This is a genomic window from Ectothiorhodospira sp. BSL-9, assembly GCF_001632845.1.
Taxonomy (GTDB): Bacteria; Pseudomonadota; Gammaproteobacteria; order Ectothiorhodospirales; family Ectothiorhodospiraceae; genus Ectothiorhodospira.
In genome coordinates this window covers 1,516,040-1,532,673 of sequence record NZ_CP011994.1, presented here as the reverse complement: position 1 = coordinate 1,532,673, position 16,634 = coordinate 1,516,040, and the positions used below count along the sequence as shown (strand labels likewise).

At 60.3% G+C, this 16,634-nt stretch carries 14 protein-coding genes and 3 pseudogenes; 7 read left to right on the top strand and 10 right to left on the bottom strand.

Features of this window, described 5'->3' with window-relative positions; translation table 11 throughout:
- Positions 1-32: 32 nt before the first annotated feature.
- Both ECTOBSL9_RS16965 and ECTOBSL9_RS16515 read left to right on the top strand, forming a co-directional pair.
- Positions 33-185 carry a hypothetical protein gene (locus ECTOBSL9_RS16965; protein WP_156500072.1) on the top strand — a complete coding sequence of 51 codons (153 nt, stop codon included), beginning with the start codon at positions 33-35 and terminating at the stop codon, positions 183-185.
- A gap of 45 nt (positions 186-230) precedes the next feature.
- A pseudogene (locus ECTOBSL9_RS16515) lies at positions 231-1,074 on the top strand (IS701 family transposase); the annotation flags it as partial.
- Positions 1,075-1,644: 570 nt separating this feature from the next.
- On the opposite strand, the gene ECTOBSL9_RS07235 reads toward ECTOBSL9_RS16515, so the two are convergent.
- From ECTOBSL9_RS07235 to ECTOBSL9_RS16960, 4 genes and pseudogenes are all read right to left on the bottom strand, one after another.
- On the bottom strand, positions 1,645-2,484 hold the full coding sequence (locus ECTOBSL9_RS07235) for a PEP-CTERM sorting domain-containing protein (RefSeq protein WP_063464497.1): 840 nt from the start codon (positions 2,482-2,484) through the stop codon (positions 1,645-1,647).
- A gap of 196 nt (positions 2,485-2,680) precedes the next feature.
- A pseudogene (locus tag ECTOBSL9_RS16510) lies at positions 2,681-3,144 on the bottom strand (helix-turn-helix domain-containing protein); the annotation flags it as partial.
- A 256-nt stretch (positions 3,145-3,400) separates the two neighbouring features.
- Positions 3,401-5,026 carry an FAD-binding oxidoreductase gene (locus ECTOBSL9_RS07225; protein WP_082829800.1) on the bottom strand — a complete coding sequence of 542 codons (1,626 nt, stop codon included), beginning with the start codon at positions 5,024-5,026 and terminating at the stop codon, positions 3,401-3,403.
- 37 nt (positions 5,027-5,063) lie between these two features.
- Entirely contained in the window at positions 5,064-5,270 is a 207-nt protein-coding gene (locus ECTOBSL9_RS16960) for a hypothetical protein (RefSeq protein WP_156500070.1), read from the bottom strand.
- A 142-nt stretch (positions 5,271-5,412) separates the two neighbouring features.
- On the opposite strand from ECTOBSL9_RS16960, the gene ECTOBSL9_RS07220 reads away from it, so the two are divergent.
- The gene (locus ECTOBSL9_RS07220; RefSeq protein WP_063464495.1) at positions 5,413-5,730 is read left to right on the top strand and encodes a hypothetical protein; all 318 of its coding nucleotides are present in this window, start codon (positions 5,413-5,415) and stop codon (positions 5,728-5,730) included.
- Positions 5,731-5,767: 37 nt separating this feature from the next.
- Here ECTOBSL9_RS07220 and ECTOBSL9_RS07215 read toward each other — a convergent pair whose 3' ends face one another.
- Positions 5,768-6,721, bottom strand: coding sequence for a transposase (locus ECTOBSL9_RS07215; protein ID WP_063464494.1), 954 nt, complete (start codon positions 6,719-6,721; stop codon positions 5,768-5,770).
- A gap of 126 nt (positions 6,722-6,847) precedes the next feature.
- Between ECTOBSL9_RS07215 and ECTOBSL9_RS07210 the strand changes: the two genes are divergently transcribed.
- A complete protein-coding gene (locus ECTOBSL9_RS07210; protein WP_063464493.1) occupies positions 6,848-7,813 on the top strand; it encodes an Rpn family recombination-promoting nuclease/putative transposase in 966 nt (321 codons plus the stop codon).
- A 215-nt stretch (positions 7,814-8,028) separates the two neighbouring features.
- On the opposite strand, the pseudogene ECTOBSL9_RS17490 reads toward ECTOBSL9_RS07210, so the two are convergent.
- The 3 genes and pseudogenes from ECTOBSL9_RS17490 to ECTOBSL9_RS07195 form a co-directional block, all read right to left on the bottom strand.
- Positions 8,029-8,301 (bottom strand): annotated as a pseudogene (locus tag ECTOBSL9_RS17490) (transposase); the annotation flags it as partial.
- A 140-nt stretch (positions 8,302-8,441) separates the two neighbouring features.
- Positions 8,442-8,852, bottom strand: a complete 411-nt coding sequence (locus ECTOBSL9_RS07200; protein ID WP_063464491.1) for a helix-turn-helix domain-containing protein — start codon at positions 8,850-8,852, stop codon at positions 8,442-8,444.
- Positions 8,853-9,009: 157 nt separating this feature from the next.
- On the bottom strand, positions 9,010-10,254 hold the full coding sequence (locus ECTOBSL9_RS07195; protein WP_063464490.1) for an RNA-guided endonuclease TnpB family protein: 1,245 nt from the start codon (positions 10,252-10,254) through the stop codon (positions 9,010-9,012).
- Between the two features lie 21 nt (positions 10,255-10,275).
- Here ECTOBSL9_RS07195 and tnpA point away from each other — a divergent pair, with 21 nt between their 5' ends.
- The 3 genes from tnpA (at position 10,276) to ECTOBSL9_RS07175 (ending at position 12,931) form a co-directional block, all read left to right on the top strand.
- Positions 10,276-10,689, top strand: coding sequence for an IS200/IS605 family transposase (tnpA, locus tag ECTOBSL9_RS07190; RefSeq protein ID WP_082829799.1), 414 nt, complete (start codon positions 10,276-10,278; stop codon positions 10,687-10,689).
- Positions 10,690-11,040: 351 nt separating this feature from the next.
- Complete coding sequence (locus ECTOBSL9_RS17485; RefSeq protein WP_063466063.1) at positions 11,041-11,622, top strand: hypothetical protein; 582 nt, start codon at positions 11,041-11,043, stop codon at positions 11,620-11,622.
- A 331-nt stretch (positions 11,623-11,953) separates the two neighbouring features.
- Positions 11,954-12,931, top strand: coding sequence for an Rpn family recombination-promoting nuclease/putative transposase (locus ECTOBSL9_RS07175; protein ID WP_063464487.1), 978 nt, complete (start codon positions 11,954-11,956; stop codon positions 12,929-12,931).
- A 112-nt stretch (positions 12,932-13,043) separates the two neighbouring features.
- On the opposite strand, the gene prsR is transcribed toward ECTOBSL9_RS07175, so the two are convergent.
- Both prsR and prsK read right to left on the bottom strand, forming a co-directional pair.
- Positions 13,044-14,414, bottom strand: coding sequence for a PEP-CTERM-box response regulator transcription factor (gene prsR, locus ECTOBSL9_RS07170; protein ID WP_063464486.1), 1,371 nt, complete (start codon positions 14,412-14,414; stop codon positions 13,044-13,046).
- A complete protein-coding gene (prsK, locus tag ECTOBSL9_RS07165) occupies positions 14,411-16,630 on the bottom strand; it encodes an XrtA/PEP-CTERM system histidine kinase PrsK (protein WP_063464485.1) in 2,220 nt (739 codons plus the stop codon). Before prsK ends, prsR begins: the two co-directional genes overlap by 4 nt.
- Positions 16,631-16,634 lie beyond the last annotated feature (4 nt).

Here is a 16,634-nt window from a genome sequence, read left to right as displayed (position 1 = left end):
ATCGAAAAGGTAAATGCCGGGACAACTCTGTCATGGAGCGCCCCATCAACTCACTCAAGATCGAGCTGCTGGCCGGGCCGCGTTACTTCAATGGTGAGCAGGCCCGGCAAGATATCCTTCAGCAGATCGAAATGGAGCACAGCAACGACCGATTTCCCACTAGCACTACAGCCGTAATTGGGTGAGCTATACTGTATGTGATTGATTTTTTAGCGATCACAAGGTGAAGAATGCAACCACAGGATCTTTCTGTCTCAGCATTGTTCAATGGCCTGGCGGAGCGTTTAGGTCCGCTCTTTCCCCGCTCGGAAACGCGCGATCGTGCACTATTTTATGTTCAGGGCTTGCTCAGTCATTGCGAACGAAAAAATGGCTGGCACCTCGCCGAATGGCTCGGAGACAAATCCCCAGATGGGGTGCAGTATCTGTTGGATCGTGCCCGCTGGGATGCGGATGCGGCGCGTGATGTCCTCCGCCAGTGGGTCATCGATACACTGGGCTCCCCTGAAGGTGTTCTGGTCCTGGACGAGACCGGCTTCATCAAGAAAGGGCAGCATTCTGCTGGTGTGCAACGTCAGTATAGTGGCACCGCCGGTCGTATCGAGAACAGTCAGATCGGGGTCTTTCTCCTCTACGCCAGTCCGGCAGGGCATGCTTTTCTGGATCGCGCCCTCTACTTGCCCAAGTCCTGGACACAGGATCGAGAACGTTGTCGGCGTGCTGGGATCCCCGATGATGTCGACTTTGCCAGCAAGCCGGAGCTTGCTCGCAGGATGCTGGAGCGTGTGCTGGACCAGGGGATACGTGCCCTACCGGACGCGTACCTATCTTCTGATCCGGCGAAGCCTCTCGAAACCGGGTGAATTGGCCTATTACGTGGTCCATGCTCCTAAGGACTGGGCGTCTATCGAGACACTGGTGTGGCTCGCAGGTCAGCACTGGAAAATCGAGCAGGGTTTTCAGACGGCCAAGAGCGAGTGCGGCTTGGATGAGTACGAGGTGAGACGCTGGGGGAGCTGGTATCGTCATATCACCTTGTCACTGCTGGCGCATTCTCTGCTGGTGGCGATTAGGCAGGCGACCCACCAGCAAAAAAAACGCTGCCGACAGGATTTAATGGACACTCCCCGAACTCAAACGGCTTATAGGGAAATGGATTTGGCATGGGCAGCACAAGTTGTCGCACGTACTTCATTGGTCAGATTGGCGACGACGACATCAATATCGGGCTTGGCAGTGCCACTGTCGGCAGCAGATGGCCTGGCTGTCGCCTGATGAATGATCACCGCTGCCAGTTACGGCTGTAGTACTAGGGCGGGCTATGAAATACGGGGGCTACCGGACAGGTACCACCAACTGATCTGGCATGGCTACATCAAGCTCACCGGCATAAGCTCTGCCTATGCCTTGCGGGATGGAATCGCATGATCATGGTCGGCAAAAGCAATTGGTCTGCGCGACTTATGGGTAAAGGGCAGGGCTAGCACTTCCCCTTGCCGGGCGTGCATGTGACTTTCACCACCAAGTCATCCCGAGGCACCACCCTCGGGAACAGCGCCAGTCAGGCGCTGCGCGCCATGCCTGGCGCACGTAAAGAACAAGCCGACCTTAAGGCCGGCTTGTTGGGCCATCGGTTAACTCACCTTAGATGGAACTTTTGCGTCTGCGCATCGCGGCACCGAGTGCCAGTAAGCCTATCCCGGCCAAGGCCAAGGAGGCCGGCTCAGGCACCTCTTGGGCGAGACGAACCTGGCCCGATGCTCCGGCGTACAGATTGGTTAAGCGGCCTTGATCGTCTTCATCGTTTCCAGTAGCGAATCCGCCAAACTCAGTGGGAAAAGCAAGTTCAAGTATGTCTCGCTGAGTCGCGATTGCGGTTAGACTGGTCGTTTGAGAAACATCGCTGGTGGAAAACCCGAACACGAACTCCTCTGCGAGAATCAAATCCGCTAGGTCTGTACCGTCGTTGTCGCGAAAGAAAAATCCCGGTTCAAAGAATGTCGCTATTGCATTTAGTCCAGCGGCACCATCAGGCGCACCGGAAAGATCAAGTGCTTGCGTTCCACCACCAAAAACATCAAAACTCGCGATTAGCGTACCTCCAAACCCACCGGAATATAGCTCGATGAAACCATCGTTTATTGAGACACTCCCTGTGTCAGTATCGCCCGAGCCTGATGCCCGATATCGCCCGAAAAGGTTGGCGTTGTCTTCGTTAAATATTGTGAGATTGCCCCCATCGCGGCCGATTATATCTGCGTACCCATATTGGGTGACGTCAAAAGTAGTGGCGCCTGTGAACGTGTTCTCAGCATAAAGGGCGCCCGTAAAATCCAACCATTCGCCCACGGCCACCTCATTGTCTGAGTTGCCGTCGCCGTAAGGGTTAAGGGTATAAGATAAAAAGCTAGCGCTCGCATTGATCGGGAGGGCTAGCGCACCGGCTAAGGCGGCAACGACTAGGCCACATTTCAAGTTTTTCATCACTGATCTCCTCGGGGTATACGAAAGGTACGTCATACTGCTTGCCAGCCTTAACAAAGCATTATCCGTGCCGAATTATTATTTCATATTATTTTCAATAACTTAAAAGGCTTACAATGAGGCTCACAACTAGTGGATCCTCGGCTCATGTCAAGAAAGGCGACACCTTCACACGCACGGTTCTTAGGTGGCGGGACGGCGCTGACTGGCCGGCATAGTCCACAAACAGCTTCTCTCCAGCCCGGTGGTCCTGGCGCATCACCATGTCCAGCTTGCCCTGCCAGGCCCGATAGTTCTCGCAAAACCAGCTGTACTGATACCCCTCCGGGTGGGCTTCCCGGTACTCCTGCCAGATCAGGAAAAGGGTGACGTGCTTGCCCCTCAACTCCTCTTTGACCCGATGCCAGTCCGGTACGACCCGGGCATGGGCTGGCAGGTCTGGCGGGGGCGGAAATAACAACTGCTCCAGGCGACTTTCGCCCAGATCCTCTGGCAATGGCCAACTCAAACCCGCCTCGGCAAAACGCCGAAGATACTCCCTCACGGTGGGACGACTGATACCGCAGGCCAATGCAACCTGGCGGTTGCTCAGCCCTCGCTCCCATTTGAGGCGTAGGACTTCTTTGATCTTCCGCGCATGGATAACCTCTTCGCTGGCATCGAACCTTCCCCGGATGGAAAGGACCAGCCTACCGGTAAGTTATCCCGCGTCTGGACACTTCGATGAGTCCACTCAGCGCCTCTGCCTGGGTGGCAGCCTTGCCGTGGAATCAGTGGCAACCTTGCTCCGGAATACGCAGACCGTTGTGTCCAGCGTGGTGAATAGTCAGCTCCCGGGGCGAATTTCCGGCCGGCAGACGACCTTGCCACGGACTCAGGCTGTTAGCATGCCGAGGATCGCTCTCCCAATGCGACGTCAATCGAGTGGGCAGTACCTTCCCGGTGCCATGATATTATTTGGGTCAATCGCTGTTTTAAGCTGTTTCACTAGCCGCCAATGCGCTGAGTCAATGCCTGTATACAGGTGCATTGAATTGATTCCTGCGCGATATGGAACGCACCCCAAGGCTTGCCCTGAACTTAACAGGGCTGCGTAACACGCGTTGGCGCGTTCCGCAGCTTCAGGGTCATCCCGATCGAACAGCAACGGTACAGTGCTGTCGAAGCAGCGGTCGGATAGACTGGTCAGAGTTATCAATGGCTCGATACCGTGCTCAGCACAAACGCGTTCTACCTCCTCAACGTACTTGAGGACGCAATGCGGGCTCATGGGTACTAGCGGCGTGTACCAGATCAGCCCACATCCGTCTGCCGCTGGGTTAAATTGCTGACCGCTTCTCGGCGCCGGTTTAGCGCCCGATTTCCAATATGCCAAAGGTAAAGCAATCTCGCTAGGTGAGCCAGCAATAAGTTGGAGGCTTTTATCCAGGGTGCTTACATAGGTCCATAGTCGCTGCCCGCCGTTACGTGGCAAAAACTCTAATAGGCGACGTCCCTGTTGAACCCGCGCGGGGCTTACAAACACTAGACGGCGCGCGACGCCCTTTAACGAATGACGAATGGCCGAGCGTGCGGCCTTGACCACCTTTGAGGTTCCATACATGGCACCAATCCCCGTCCATGGCATGACTCGCGCCCTGCGGGCCATTGCTGCGATGGTCTCCGTCGGCACTATGCCTTGTGGTCCGACTTTGTCGGCAGGGTATTGCTCCATCATTGATAGCACGCGCCGCGCATTCATGAGATTAACGGATCCGGTAACGTTACCAACAGCCCGCAGCACTTGCCGAATTGCGGCCACGGCTTCGGAGAATTCCTCGTGGGAGCGCACCCCAAAGAAAAAGGTCTCAACTCGTTCCGGTACAGGTGCTAGGGCGATGCTCATGCGGGTGACGATGCCGAAATTGCTTTGGGTAAACACGCCGTCGAGATAGGGGCCGATACCCCATTTGAAGATACGATCAACCTTGGGAGCCCCGAGATCGCTAAGGGCGGAGTGGTAGCATTCACCGTTTGGCAAGACAGCCTCAAGGCCCATTACCGCGGCAAAATGGTCTGCATAGGGAGTGATACCATAGCCTCGCTCTATGGCGTTGCCGACTAAACTACAGCTTGGTCCACCACCGTGTACCGGGACCAAAAATGGTAGTCCACGCTCATCGAGAAATGCCCGCAGCATGCCTTGGGTAACACCCGGTTCTACGGTGATGATACCCAGTTCGATATTGCTGGCATCGATGGCAGTCATGTCCGAGAGATCGACGATCACACAGTCATTGACGACCGGGTTGGCGCTCCCATAACCCCAGTTGTGACCGGTGCTGATCGGGTAAAGCGGAGTAGAATGCTCAGCGGCAATTTTAACCAGAGCCACAATCTCCTCGGTCGTGCTCGGTCGCAATACGGCCGGAATGCGCCGCTTGGCGGCTATGGTGCTGTAGTGAAAGGGAGTGAGGAGATTGGGGTCGGTTAACACCCGATCAGGGCCCAGTTGCTCACTCCAGCGGGCTATAGCGGCTTCAAGATTCATAGGGTTCTGCATCAAAACATGTTACTCCACTAAAGTTTCCGAGATCCCGTCACGCTGCGAGTTCCAGTAGCCGCGCGATCAGGGTATTTTGTGGGGGTTTGGGCGAATCCGGGCAACGGATACCAAAGCCCTCATAGTTGAGGCGTCGGGCCAGGGACCGACGCAGGTCGGCGAAGGCGTATTCGGTGCGTTCACGGGTAGCGTAACGGCGCGGTGGAGCCTTTTCCAGGTGCGGGAGCGCGCAGCACGTCGTCATCAGACCCTGGCGTATCCCCACGTTTTAGCGGGCAGAATTCCTTGTGAAACAGTAGGATAAGAGGAGACAGGGGTGGACATGCACCGGCAAGATCGTGATTCTTTAGGGTTACGAAGCCGAAAAAGAAGCACGAAACAAACCGATGCATGCCACGGACCTGATTCACGCAAACTTGGGGGTTGCTTGTCAATCCATTCACCGCACCCGCTTCAACGCGCTGCTGACAGCGACGGCGGCGGCCCTGGACGGGCAGACCACCTCGGTCACCGGTCTTGGCAACAACAAAGGACAGGCACTCTTGATCCTTTTACTCGGCTATTCGCGTAATACCGATAGGCCCAACACCCCTTTCCCGCAGTTCTCCATATCCCGAGCCCGAAACTACCGTCAGCCGCTGATTTACCCCCGATATCCGCTCCCGACATACGCACGGCAGGCGCAGACCATCCTCGGCATATGACCGCAGCACGGGAAAACCAATAAAGGAGGAGAGACCTTCAGGCCGCTGATCGTCGCCGCTGCGGCCGGTACAGAGCCTCAAATTGCGTACTCTGAGCCAGCCACTGATCCGGGGTGAGTCCCAGCCGCTGCAGTATCGGGGGCTGGGTGCCGGCAATGGCGCCCTTCTTCCTCGGGTCGATGGCCCGACCCGTGTAGTCCACCAGGGACAGATAATCCTCGAACGCAAACGGGATGCCGGGCTGCTCCCGGTCTGCGAACGCACCTTCAAACGGCAGCAACGGCTTCACCGGCACATCGAACCGCAGCAAGGCGTCCAGCTTCATCTGCTCGCGCACTGCCTGGGCCAGGTGGAACCGGGGCGCTATGCGTTCCTTGATGCTGGTGTGTTCCGAAGTCTCCGGCGTGGCCGCCATCCCGGCCCGCACCGGGTTGAGATCCACGTAGGCCATGCAACTGAGCAGGGCGGATTCGGTGCACAGGGCCTGGGACTTGAAGCGGGCCTCCCAGAAGTGCCCCGTGCAGCCGTCCTCCTGATTGGCCTGCCGGGCGATGGGCTCATTCAAACATTTCATGAACCAGCTCAGGCTGGCCAGCCGTTGCCGGTAGCACTGGGCGAATTCCGTCACCTGGGCCAGCTCGTAGCTTTCCTGCTGGCCTCCCGCCAGATACCGCTGGACCAGCACTGGCCCCTTGAACAGACAAGTCCAGCGCCGCAGCACGTCGTCATCGGACCAGGACTCGGCTTGGGCTGGATCCAGCTTGATCAGCAGATGATAGTGATTGGACATGACCGCATAGGCGGCGATGTCCACGGCGAACAGGGAGGCCAGCAGCCGTATACGATCTTCGATCCACTGCCGCCGGTGTTCAAAGCTTTTGCCGGTGACGTGATCCTGCCCGCAGAGGAAGGTGCGCCGCACGCAACGCGAGATGATGTGGTAGTAGGGCGTATCGGCGAGCGAAATCTGTTCGCAGCGGGGGCGCGGCATGTTTCCCTCCAGAGGTGTCCGGCCAGATCCGTGGCTGGTATGTGGACAGGTTACCGCAGGGGAATAGACCGGCCAATCGGGGGGCGAATATGGCACACTGTGGTTCGATCTTCTCCAGAACGCCGCATGAGCAACCATCACGACACGGGCTACAAGGAACTGTTCAGCTACCCGGAGTTGGTCCGCCAGCTCATCGAGGGCTTTGCGCCGCCGGAGGTGGCAGCCATGATGGACTTTGCCACCCTCACGGATCACAGCGGGAGCTACATCACCCCGCTGTTTGGCGAGAAGTTCGAGGATAAGGTCTGGTCGGTGGAGGTGAAATGGGATGGCACCACGCAGCGGGTGTTCGTGTATCTGCTGCTGGAGTTTCAGTCCACGGTGGACCACCGCCTGCCGATCCGGATGTTGCACTATGTGGCCTGCTTCTACGATCATCTGATCAAGACCCATGTCACAACGGCGCGCAAGGGTATGCCGCCCATCTTCCCGGTGGTGCTGTACAACGGCTCGAAGCGGTGGACGGCGCGGGAGGACATCTATCGGATGATCCGACCGGAACCCCCGGGTTTCATGCGAGTGTATCAGCCCCACCTGCGCTACTATCTGGTGAACGAATCGGCCTTCAGCGAGGAAGAACTGGCGGAGCGGGACACGCCGCTGAGCGGGATTTTCGAGGTGGAGAAGGCGTCCAAGGATGTGGATGCGCTACAGACTGCGGTGAAGCGCCTGGCAGAACGTATCCGGGCGCACCCGGAGAAGGCCCGTCTGGACGAGGTGATCACCCGCTGGCTCAAACGTCACCTCAGACGGCTGGGCACCGAGGCAGAGAAGGCGCTGGAACAGGTCAACAGTTTGGTGGAGGACAATGCGATGCTGGCGGAAAATCTTCAGAACTGGGCGGAGAAGGAACGGCAGAAGGGCGAGGTGATCGGCTTGCAGAAGGGCGAGCAAATCGGCTTACAGAAAGGCCAGCGTCTGGCTGCCATTAACCTGTTCAAGCTGGGCCTGCTTGACGACGAGCAGATCGCCGAGACTACGGGCCTATCCCTGGATGAGGTGAAGGCTCTGCGATCAGATCAGCCCCACTGAGGAGTGGGGTAAGTCAGGGTAACTTGCCGGGGGTAAGGGACAGGCACTCACCCCAGACCGATCGCCGATAGAGCCACCCGCTGGCGCGGTGTCACCTCCCAGTCCTTCGCGGCCCAGTGCCGCTCCCGCGGGCGCCCTACCCCTCCCGGCACATCGAACCGCAGTAAGGCGTCCAGCTTCATCTGCTCGCGCACTGCCTGGGCCAGGTCGAACCGGGGCGCTATGCGTTCCTTGATGCTGGTGTGTTCCGAAGTCTCCGGCGTGGCCGCCATCCCGGCCCGCACCGGGTTGAGATCCGCGTAGGCCATGCAACTGAGCAGGGCGGCTTCGGTGCGCAGGGCCTGAGACTTGAAGCGGGCCTCCCAGAAGTGCCCCGTGCAGCCGTCCTCCTGATTGGCCTGCCGGGCGATGGGCTCATTCAAACATTTCATGAACCAGCTCAGGCTGGCCAGCCGTTGCCGGTAGCACTGGGCGAACTCCGCCACCTGGCCAGCTCATGGCTTTCCTGCTTGCCTCCCGCCAGATACCGCTGGACCAGCAGTGGTGGGCACGGAATATCCCTCGCTGTCAGGAGTGCATGTCCCATTGCTTGCTTGCTTGCCTGACTTGCTTTCTCAGGCTTGCTCCCCTACATCTCACCTTCGCCGGAAGTCGCAGAAGGCAACAGGTCCTCCACATCCACCACCAAGGCACGGGCCAGCGCCCGTAAGACCTTCGCCGACCCTATCCTCTTGCCCGCCTCGATCTGCGACAGGTAGGACTTCCCGATTCCCGCCTGCTCGGCCAGCGCCGCCTGGGACAACCCACGATGCTCACGCCACACACGCAGCGGATGCACATCACCGTTCACTAGGCGGCTGACAATCTCAGCGGGCACCAACTCGTCCCGGCCCTCCTCCAATTCACGCATGGCCTCGTCTGCGGCGCGCACGTCTTCCATGCCCTCGGCCAATGCCAGCAAGCGGCGATACTGATCGATTGGCACCACCGCGTATTCCGGCTTTCCGTCTCGCTCGATGATCTGCGCTTGAAAACTCATTTGTAGATCCCTCCTCGAGGACCAATATCGATCACCAACAGTACCAGTTCCCGGTCGTTCACTTGGCAAATGGCCCGGTACTGCCCAACTCGCAGCCGGCAGTAAGGTGAACCGTTGACATCCTCCCCGGCCTGAAGGCCGGAGATTCCTACGGCGCTCAGTTCGCTGATGCGATTTGAGTCGCTTCGGTGGGTTCCTGCTTCGCCGGAGCTGCCGGGTCTACACTGACGTGTCGATCCGGTCTTACATCCCCTCCACAGGCCATGACGGCATGCCCTGCCGCCAGTATGTTGATGGCTGCGTTCACATCGGCATGCGCCGTGTGACCGCAGGCCACACACTCGAAACGGGCCTGGGTCTTGCGGTTGGCCTTGTCCACATGGCCACACGCCGGACACTTCCGGCTGGTGTTGTGGGGCGGCACCGCAATCACCATCCCGCCGCGCCATGCCTGCTTGTACTCAAGCTGGCGTCGAAACTCGAACCAGCCCTGATCGCTGATGGATCGGTTCAGGCCCGACTTGGCGCGGACATTTCTCCCCGGTGCATCGACCGTCCCCGCTGCCGACTTGGACATATTCCGAACCTGCAAGTCCTCGATCACCACGACCGCGTGGTTTTGGCTGATCGCGAGGGAGGTCTTGTGCAGGAAGTCGCGGCGGGTATGGCCGATACGGGTGTGAAGTCGCTGGACGCGGGCTTTTGCACGCTTCCAGTTGTTGCTGAACTTGACCTTGCGGCTCATGTCCCGCTGGGCACGGGCCAGTTGCCGTTGGCGTTTTTTGAAGGCATGGGCCGGAACCATGATCTCTCCGGTGGAGAGGGCGGCGAAGCTGGCCACGCCAAGGTCCATGCCGACCACGCTGCTGGCAGGGTGGCGAGGCTGTTCGACCTCGCGCCGGGTCTGGATGGATACATGCCAGCGCCCGCCCGAGAGCGAGACGGTGACGTTGCGCACATCCCCTACCACCTTGCGGCTGTTGCGGTAACGAACCCATCCCAGCTTGGGCAGGAAAATACGGTTGTTGCCCTGGTCGAGTTTGATCTGTTTCGGATCGGGGTAGCGGAAGCTGTCGGACTGGCCTTTCTTCTTGAAGCGCGGGAAGTCCGCACGCTTGGCGAAGAAATTGGCGTAGGCGCTCTCCAGGTCCTTGAGCGTCTGTTGAAGCGGGTGCGTCGGCGCATCGGCCAGCCACGGCGTTTCCGGCCCTTTGCGCCACTCGGTGAGCAGCTTGCACAGTCCGGCATAGCCAAGCTTCTTCTCGCCTTGCTCGTAACGCTCCTTATGCAACGCCAACGCCTTGTTGAACACGAACCGGCACGAGCCAGCGAAACGGCGCATTTGCCGTTCCTGCTGGCCGTCGGGGCGTAGCGCAAACTTGAAGGCTTGGAGTTGTTGCATGCAGAGATTATAGTTTGGCCTATGAGCAACGACAATGATATTCGACACGGTCGGCATTGCGTTTTCAAGATGCACGTCCATTTGGTCTTTGTGGCGAAATATCGCCGCAGGGTCTTCGATGCCGACACCATCCACCGGCTGCGCACGATCTTCGCCAAGGTCTGCACCGACTTCGAGGCACAACTGATCGAGATGGACGGCGAGGACGATCATGTGCATCTGCTGGTGGAGTATCCGCCCAAGGTGGCCGTCTCGAACCTCGTGAACAGCCTCAAGGGCGTCTCCAGCCGTCTGCTTCGCAAGGAGCGCCCGGACATCGAGAAACGCTACTGGAAAGGCGTGCTGTGGTCGCCGTCCTACTTCGCATCCTCCTGCGGCGGCGCGCCGATCTCCATCGTGCGCCAGTACATCGAGCAGCAGCAGACACCTCACTGAAACCCAAGGACGGCTACGCCGTCCGCGCTATCCTTCCCCGCCCTGAACGGCGGGGCTTGTCGCGCGCTGGGTCAGTGGCTTCCAGTCGCCCAAATAGTCAGTCGGAGCCGCCGCTACGGCGCGTATTTCAGCTTCCATTTTCGTTCGCTGCGGCTTGGGCATCTTCGCCAGACCCTTAACTGCAGCCTTCTTGTAGACGACCTCAAGCATACTGGAAAGTTTACGCGGGGGTTCGCGTTCCGTAAACACGCGCTGAAAGCGCACACAAGAGACAGGCACTCTTGATCCTTTTTCCCGGTGGTGCTGTACAACGGCTCGAAGCGGTGGACGGCGCGGGAGGACATCTATCGGATGATCCGACCGGAACCCCCGGGTTTCATGCGAGTGTATCAACCCCACCTGCGCTACTATCTGGTGAACGAATCGGCCTTCAGCGAGGAAGAACTGGCGGAGCGGGACACGCCGCTGAGTGGGATTTTCGAGGTGGAGAAGGCGTCAAAGGATGTGGATGCCTTGCAGGAGGCCGTGCAGCGCCTGGCGGCGCGCATCCGGGCACACCCGGAGAAGGCGCGCCTGGACGAGGTGATTACCCGCTGGCTAAAGCGTCACCTCAAGCGGCTGGGTACCGAGGCAGAGAAGGCACTGGAACAGGTCAACAGTTTGGTGGAGGACAATGCGATGCTGGCGGAGAATCTTCAGAACTGGGCGGAAAAGGAGCGACAGAAGGGCGAGGCGGTTGGTTTGCAGAAGGGCGAGGAAATCGGCTTGCAGAAAGGCGAGCAGATTGGCTTGCAGAGGGGTCGGCAGGAAAATGCCCGTGAAACGGCGATCAACCTGCTTGCGCTAGGCCTACTCGATGACCATCAGATCGCCCAGACCACGGGCCTGCCCCTGGACGAGGTGAAGGCTCTGCGATCAGATCAGCCCCACTGAGGAGTGGGGTAAGTCAGGGCAAGGAACAGACACCCGGATTCTTGGGTATCGCTGCCCCAAAACAGAAAGCCCCGCCACAGTCCATGTGGCGGGGCCCGGTGTCGCGCGGCAACGATCCATCCAATGGGCCTTCCGTGATTGACTGCCTTTCATCCCTGACTGCCTTCAATGGCGACACAAGGCATTTTCCACAATCCTGGAAAAGTGACAACCCCAATCATTGAAAATGTGAATCAGTTCAAGCTATCGACAGGTTATCGCCACGGAGGGTATCGGCCAGGTTCAGGGCGAATATGGCACACTGTGGTTCGATCTCCTGCCAGAACGCCGCATGAGCAACCACCACGACACGGGCTACAAGGAACTGTTCAGCTACCCGGAGCTGGTCCGCCAGCTCATCGAGGGCTTTGCGCCGCCGGAAGTGGCGGCGATGATGGACTTTTCCACCCTCACCGACCACAGCGGGAACTACATCACGCCGCTGTTCAAGGAAAAGTTTGAAGACAAGGTCTGGTCAGTGGAAGTGGACTGGCAGGGCGCCAGGCAGCAGGTGTTCGTGTATCTGCTGATAGAGTTCCAGTCCACGGTGGACCACCGCCTGCCGATCCGGATGTTGCACTATGTGGCCTGCTTCTACGACCATCTGATCAAGACTCATGTGACAACGGCCCGCAAGGGTATGCCGCCCATCTTCCCGGTGGTGCTGTACAACGGCTCGAAGCGGTGGACGGCGCGGGAGGACATCTATCGGATGATCCGACCGGAACCCCCGGGTTTCATGCGGGTGTATCAGCCCCAACTGCGCTACTATCTGGTGAACGAATCGGCCTTCAGCGAGGAAGAGCTGGCGGAGCGGGACACGCCGCTGAGCGGGATTTTCGAGGTGGAGAAGGCGTCCAAGGATGTGGATGCGCTACAGACTGCGGTGAAGCGCCTGGCAGAACGTATCCGGGCGCACCCGGAGAAGGAGCGCCTGGACGAGGTGATCACCCGCTGGCTCAAACGTCACCTCAGGCGGCTGGGCGCAGAGGCAGAGAAGGCGCTGGAACAGGTCAACAGTTTGGTGGAGGACAATGCGATGCTGGCGGAAAATCTTCAGAACTGGGCGGAGAAGGAACGGCAGAAGGGTGAGCAAATCGGCTTGCATAGGGGGCGACAGGAGGGGCGGCAGGAAGGTCGGCAGGAAAACGCCCGTAAAACAGCCATCAACCTGCTCAAGCTGGGATTGCTGGACGACCAGCAGATCGCCGAGACTACGGGCCTATCCCTGGATGAGGTGAAGGCTCTGCGATCAGATCAGCCCCACTGAGGAGTGGGTTAAGTCAGGGTAAGTTGCCGGGGGTAAGGGACAGACACTCACCCCCGCTGGCGCGGTGTCAAGTTCCAGTCCTTCGCGGCCCAGTGCCGCTCCCGCGGGGGCTCTACCCCTCCCGCCCCATCTCATGCTTCTTCATCAAATCGTACAACGTCGGCCTGCTCACCCCCAGCAGCTCGGCTGCCCTTGAGATATTGCCGTCCACCATCTGCATGGCGCGGCGCACGGCGCGGCCTTCGGCTTCGTCGCGGACCTGGCGCAGATTGAGCATCATGGGGTCTTCGCCCTCGGGGGAGAGCTCCAGGTCCTCGGCGGTGACCTGGTTGGCGTCGGCCATGATGACAGCACGTTTGATGCGGTTTTCCATCTCGCGTACGTTGCCGGGCCAGCTGTGGTGTTCGATGGCCTGGACGGCGTCCGGGGCGAAGCCCTTGATGGCGCGGCCCTGCTGGTCGGCGAAGCGCTTGAGGAGCAGGCGGGCCAGTACGTGGGCGTCGCCGGTGCGGTCCTTGAGGGGCGGGATGGCGATGGTGATCTCGCTGATGCGGTAGAACAGGTCTTCCCGAAAGGCGTCTTCGGCGATCAGGCCGGACAGGTCCTGGTGGGTGGCGCATACCACGCGCACGTCCACCGGGATGCCTTCGCGGCCGCCAATGCGGTCGATCACCCGTTCCTGCAAAAAGCGCAGCAGTTTGGCCTGCAGGGCCATGGGCAGGTCGCCCACTTCGTCCAGGAACAGGGTACCGCCGCTGGCATATTCGATCTTGCCCTTGGTCTGCTTGTTGGCACCGGTGAAGGCGCCCTTTTCGTAGCCAAACAGTTCGCTTTCCAGGAGGTTTTCCGGGATGGCGGCGCAGTTGATGGCGACGAAGGCCTCCTTGCTGCGGGGGCTCAGGTCGTGGAGGGCGCGGGCGATGACTTCCTTGCCGGTGCCGCTGTCGCCGAGCAACAAGGTGGTGGCGTCGGTGGGGGCCACCTTTTCCACGGTGCGGCACACCTTGAGCATCTCGGGGCTGCTGGCGATCAGGCCCGGCAGGGGTTCGGCTGAGCGATGATTGGCCAGGCGGCGGTTTTCGGCTTCCAGCTCATACAGGCGCTGGGCGCGCTGCACGATGAGATTGAGGATGTCGGCGTCCACCGGCTTTTGGTAGAAGTCGTAGGCGCCCAGGGCCACGGCCTTGACGGCGTTGTCGCGATCGTTGTTGCCGGTGACGACGATCACCTTGGTGTCGGGGGCCAGGGCCAGGATCTGCTCCAGGGTGGCCAGGCCTTCGGTGGCACCGCCGGGGTCGGGGGGCAGGCCCAGGTCCAGGGTGACCACCTGGGGTTCGCCCCGGCGCAGCTGGGCGATGGCTTCGTCTCGGTCCTTGGCGGTGAGGACTTCAAAATCGCTGAAGCACCAGCGCAGCTGGCTGAGCAGGCCGGGGTCGTCCTCCACCAGGAGTAGGGTCGGTTTTTGTTGGGTGCTTCCGGTCAAGGTTTGGGTGCCTCACTGGCTGGTGTTTCATGCTGTTGTGCTGCGGCCAACGGAATACTGATCCGAAACCGTGACCCTTTGCCTGGCTCGCTCCATACTTCCAGATCTCCCCCCAGGGCACGGATGAACTCGCGGCTTTCGAAGGCGCCGATGCCCATGCCGGTGAGGCCCTTGGTGGTATCGAAGGGGCGGAACAGGCGGTCGCGGATGAATTCCGGGGTCATGCCGGTGCCGGTATCCCTTACATCCAGGTAGGCGTGACGGGTGTCCTGCCATAGCGTCAGGCTTACCTGGCCGTTGTCGGGGGTGGCCTCCTGGGCGTTCTGGATGAGGTGATTGAGCACGGAGCGTAACCTCTCGGGATCGGCCAGCACGGGGCAATCCTTACCATTGTGCTCCAGTTCTGGCTCGGGTGCACGCCCCTGGGCATCGTTGACGGCCTGGGTGGCCAGGTCGGCCAGATTGACAGGCTTGGCCTCGCGGCCCGGGTCGCCGCTGCGTAGCTGGAGCATGAGTTTGTTCATGCGGGACACGGCGTTTTCCACGGTGCCGATGGCGTCCTTGAGGAATGCGGGGTTATCGCCATGCCTTTGGGCATTGCTCACTACCAGGTTGAGCTGGGCGATGATGTTTTTCAGGTCGTGCACCACGTAGGCCGACAGGCGGTTGAAGGCCTCGAACTGCCGCGCCTCGGACAGGGCCTGCAGGGCCTCCATCTGGGCCAGGTGGCTGGCGGCCTGGAGACCGGCGGTCTTGAGCAGGTCACGGTCTTCCCAGTTGATGATGCGCCTGGCCCGGGAGGGGGCCAGCAGCACGAACCCCAGCAGTTCCGACTCCTGCTTGAGCGGCACCAGCAACCAGGCCCGTTCGCTTTCGGCCAGCCAGTCGGGCAGTTCCAGTCCGGGGTAACGCTCCGGGTACTGCCGCGCCTCCTGGATATCCAGCACCCAGCCGGTCTCCAGCAGATAGGCGGCCAGTGGGCCATCCCGGGGTTCGCTGGTCTGGGATGGCTCGACCATGTTGCGCTGGGCCACCTGGGAAAAATGGCGACCGCCGCTACGCATCCACAACTGACCGGCCGGGCTGTCGACGATGTCGCCCAGGGCATGTATCACCCGCACCGGCAACCCTTCCTGGCGATGGCTGCCGGCCAGCGTCCGAATGAAGCGCAGCCATTCTTCCCGGTAGTCGTATTTGTAGTTGAAGAAGTGCTTACTGACAAACACCCGGAACTGGGCCCGAAAGCGCCCGGAGATGACGAATACTGCCAGGGTCATCAGGGCCGCGAACAGGAACACCGCCTGGAAGACCGTGCCCCACTCACCGCCGAACACCCGCAGGTAATAGCCGGCAGCAGCCATCAGCAGCAGGTAGATGCCGGCGCCCAGCAGGGTGGCGGTATGAAAGACCATCCCCCGGGAGACATACACGTCCAGCGACCACTGGGGGTTGCGGGCGGCTGAGACGGCGATCAGTGGCACCACCAGGGCATTCACGAAGCCCCGGGCCTCCCACAGGCCGGCATACACCTGGCGGAACAGCAGGGCCTCGGCGTACATGTAGAAATCGAATCCATACACCCCCCCCAGACCCAGGCACAGGTACTTGATGGCCCAGCGGCCCTCGGTGGAGGTGTTGCGGAAGATCTGCTCCACCAGCAGGAGCACGATGAGCACCAGCAGCAGTTTGCCGCCCAGGATGATATCGCTGCGCACCCAGGCCTCGGGCAGCAGGGGTTGCACACCCAGGTAGACCGCCAGGGTGAGCAACAGCACCAAAGAGCCCACGCCCAGGGCGACCAGGGGTTTGCCCAGGCCGCCGGAGACGGCCTCGCTGCCCGGGAGATGGGCCGGGTCGTGTTCGGGTTCCTGATTGGGTCCGGCTCGCCGGGGAGTCTGGGGTGGAGCGGTTGCGCCTTCGCCAGGGCTCGCCAGGCGCAGGTTGCGGGCCTGCCAGAGCATGCCCCAGAGAAAGGCGATCCAGCCCGCGTCGCGGGCCAGCTCGGCCAGCAGGACCAGCTGGGTGCCGATGACATGCCCATGAGCGGCGTTCAGGGCCAGGGTGACGCCCCAGAGGATGCTCAGGGCCACGGCGATGATCAGCAGGCTGCCCTGCAGGCGCCGCTGCCAGCCGATGGCGAGCACCGCCAGCAGGATCAGGAAGGCGGCAGCGGCGATGCTGTAGCCGGTCAGGCCTACGGGGAAGGTGAAGTCCATTCGG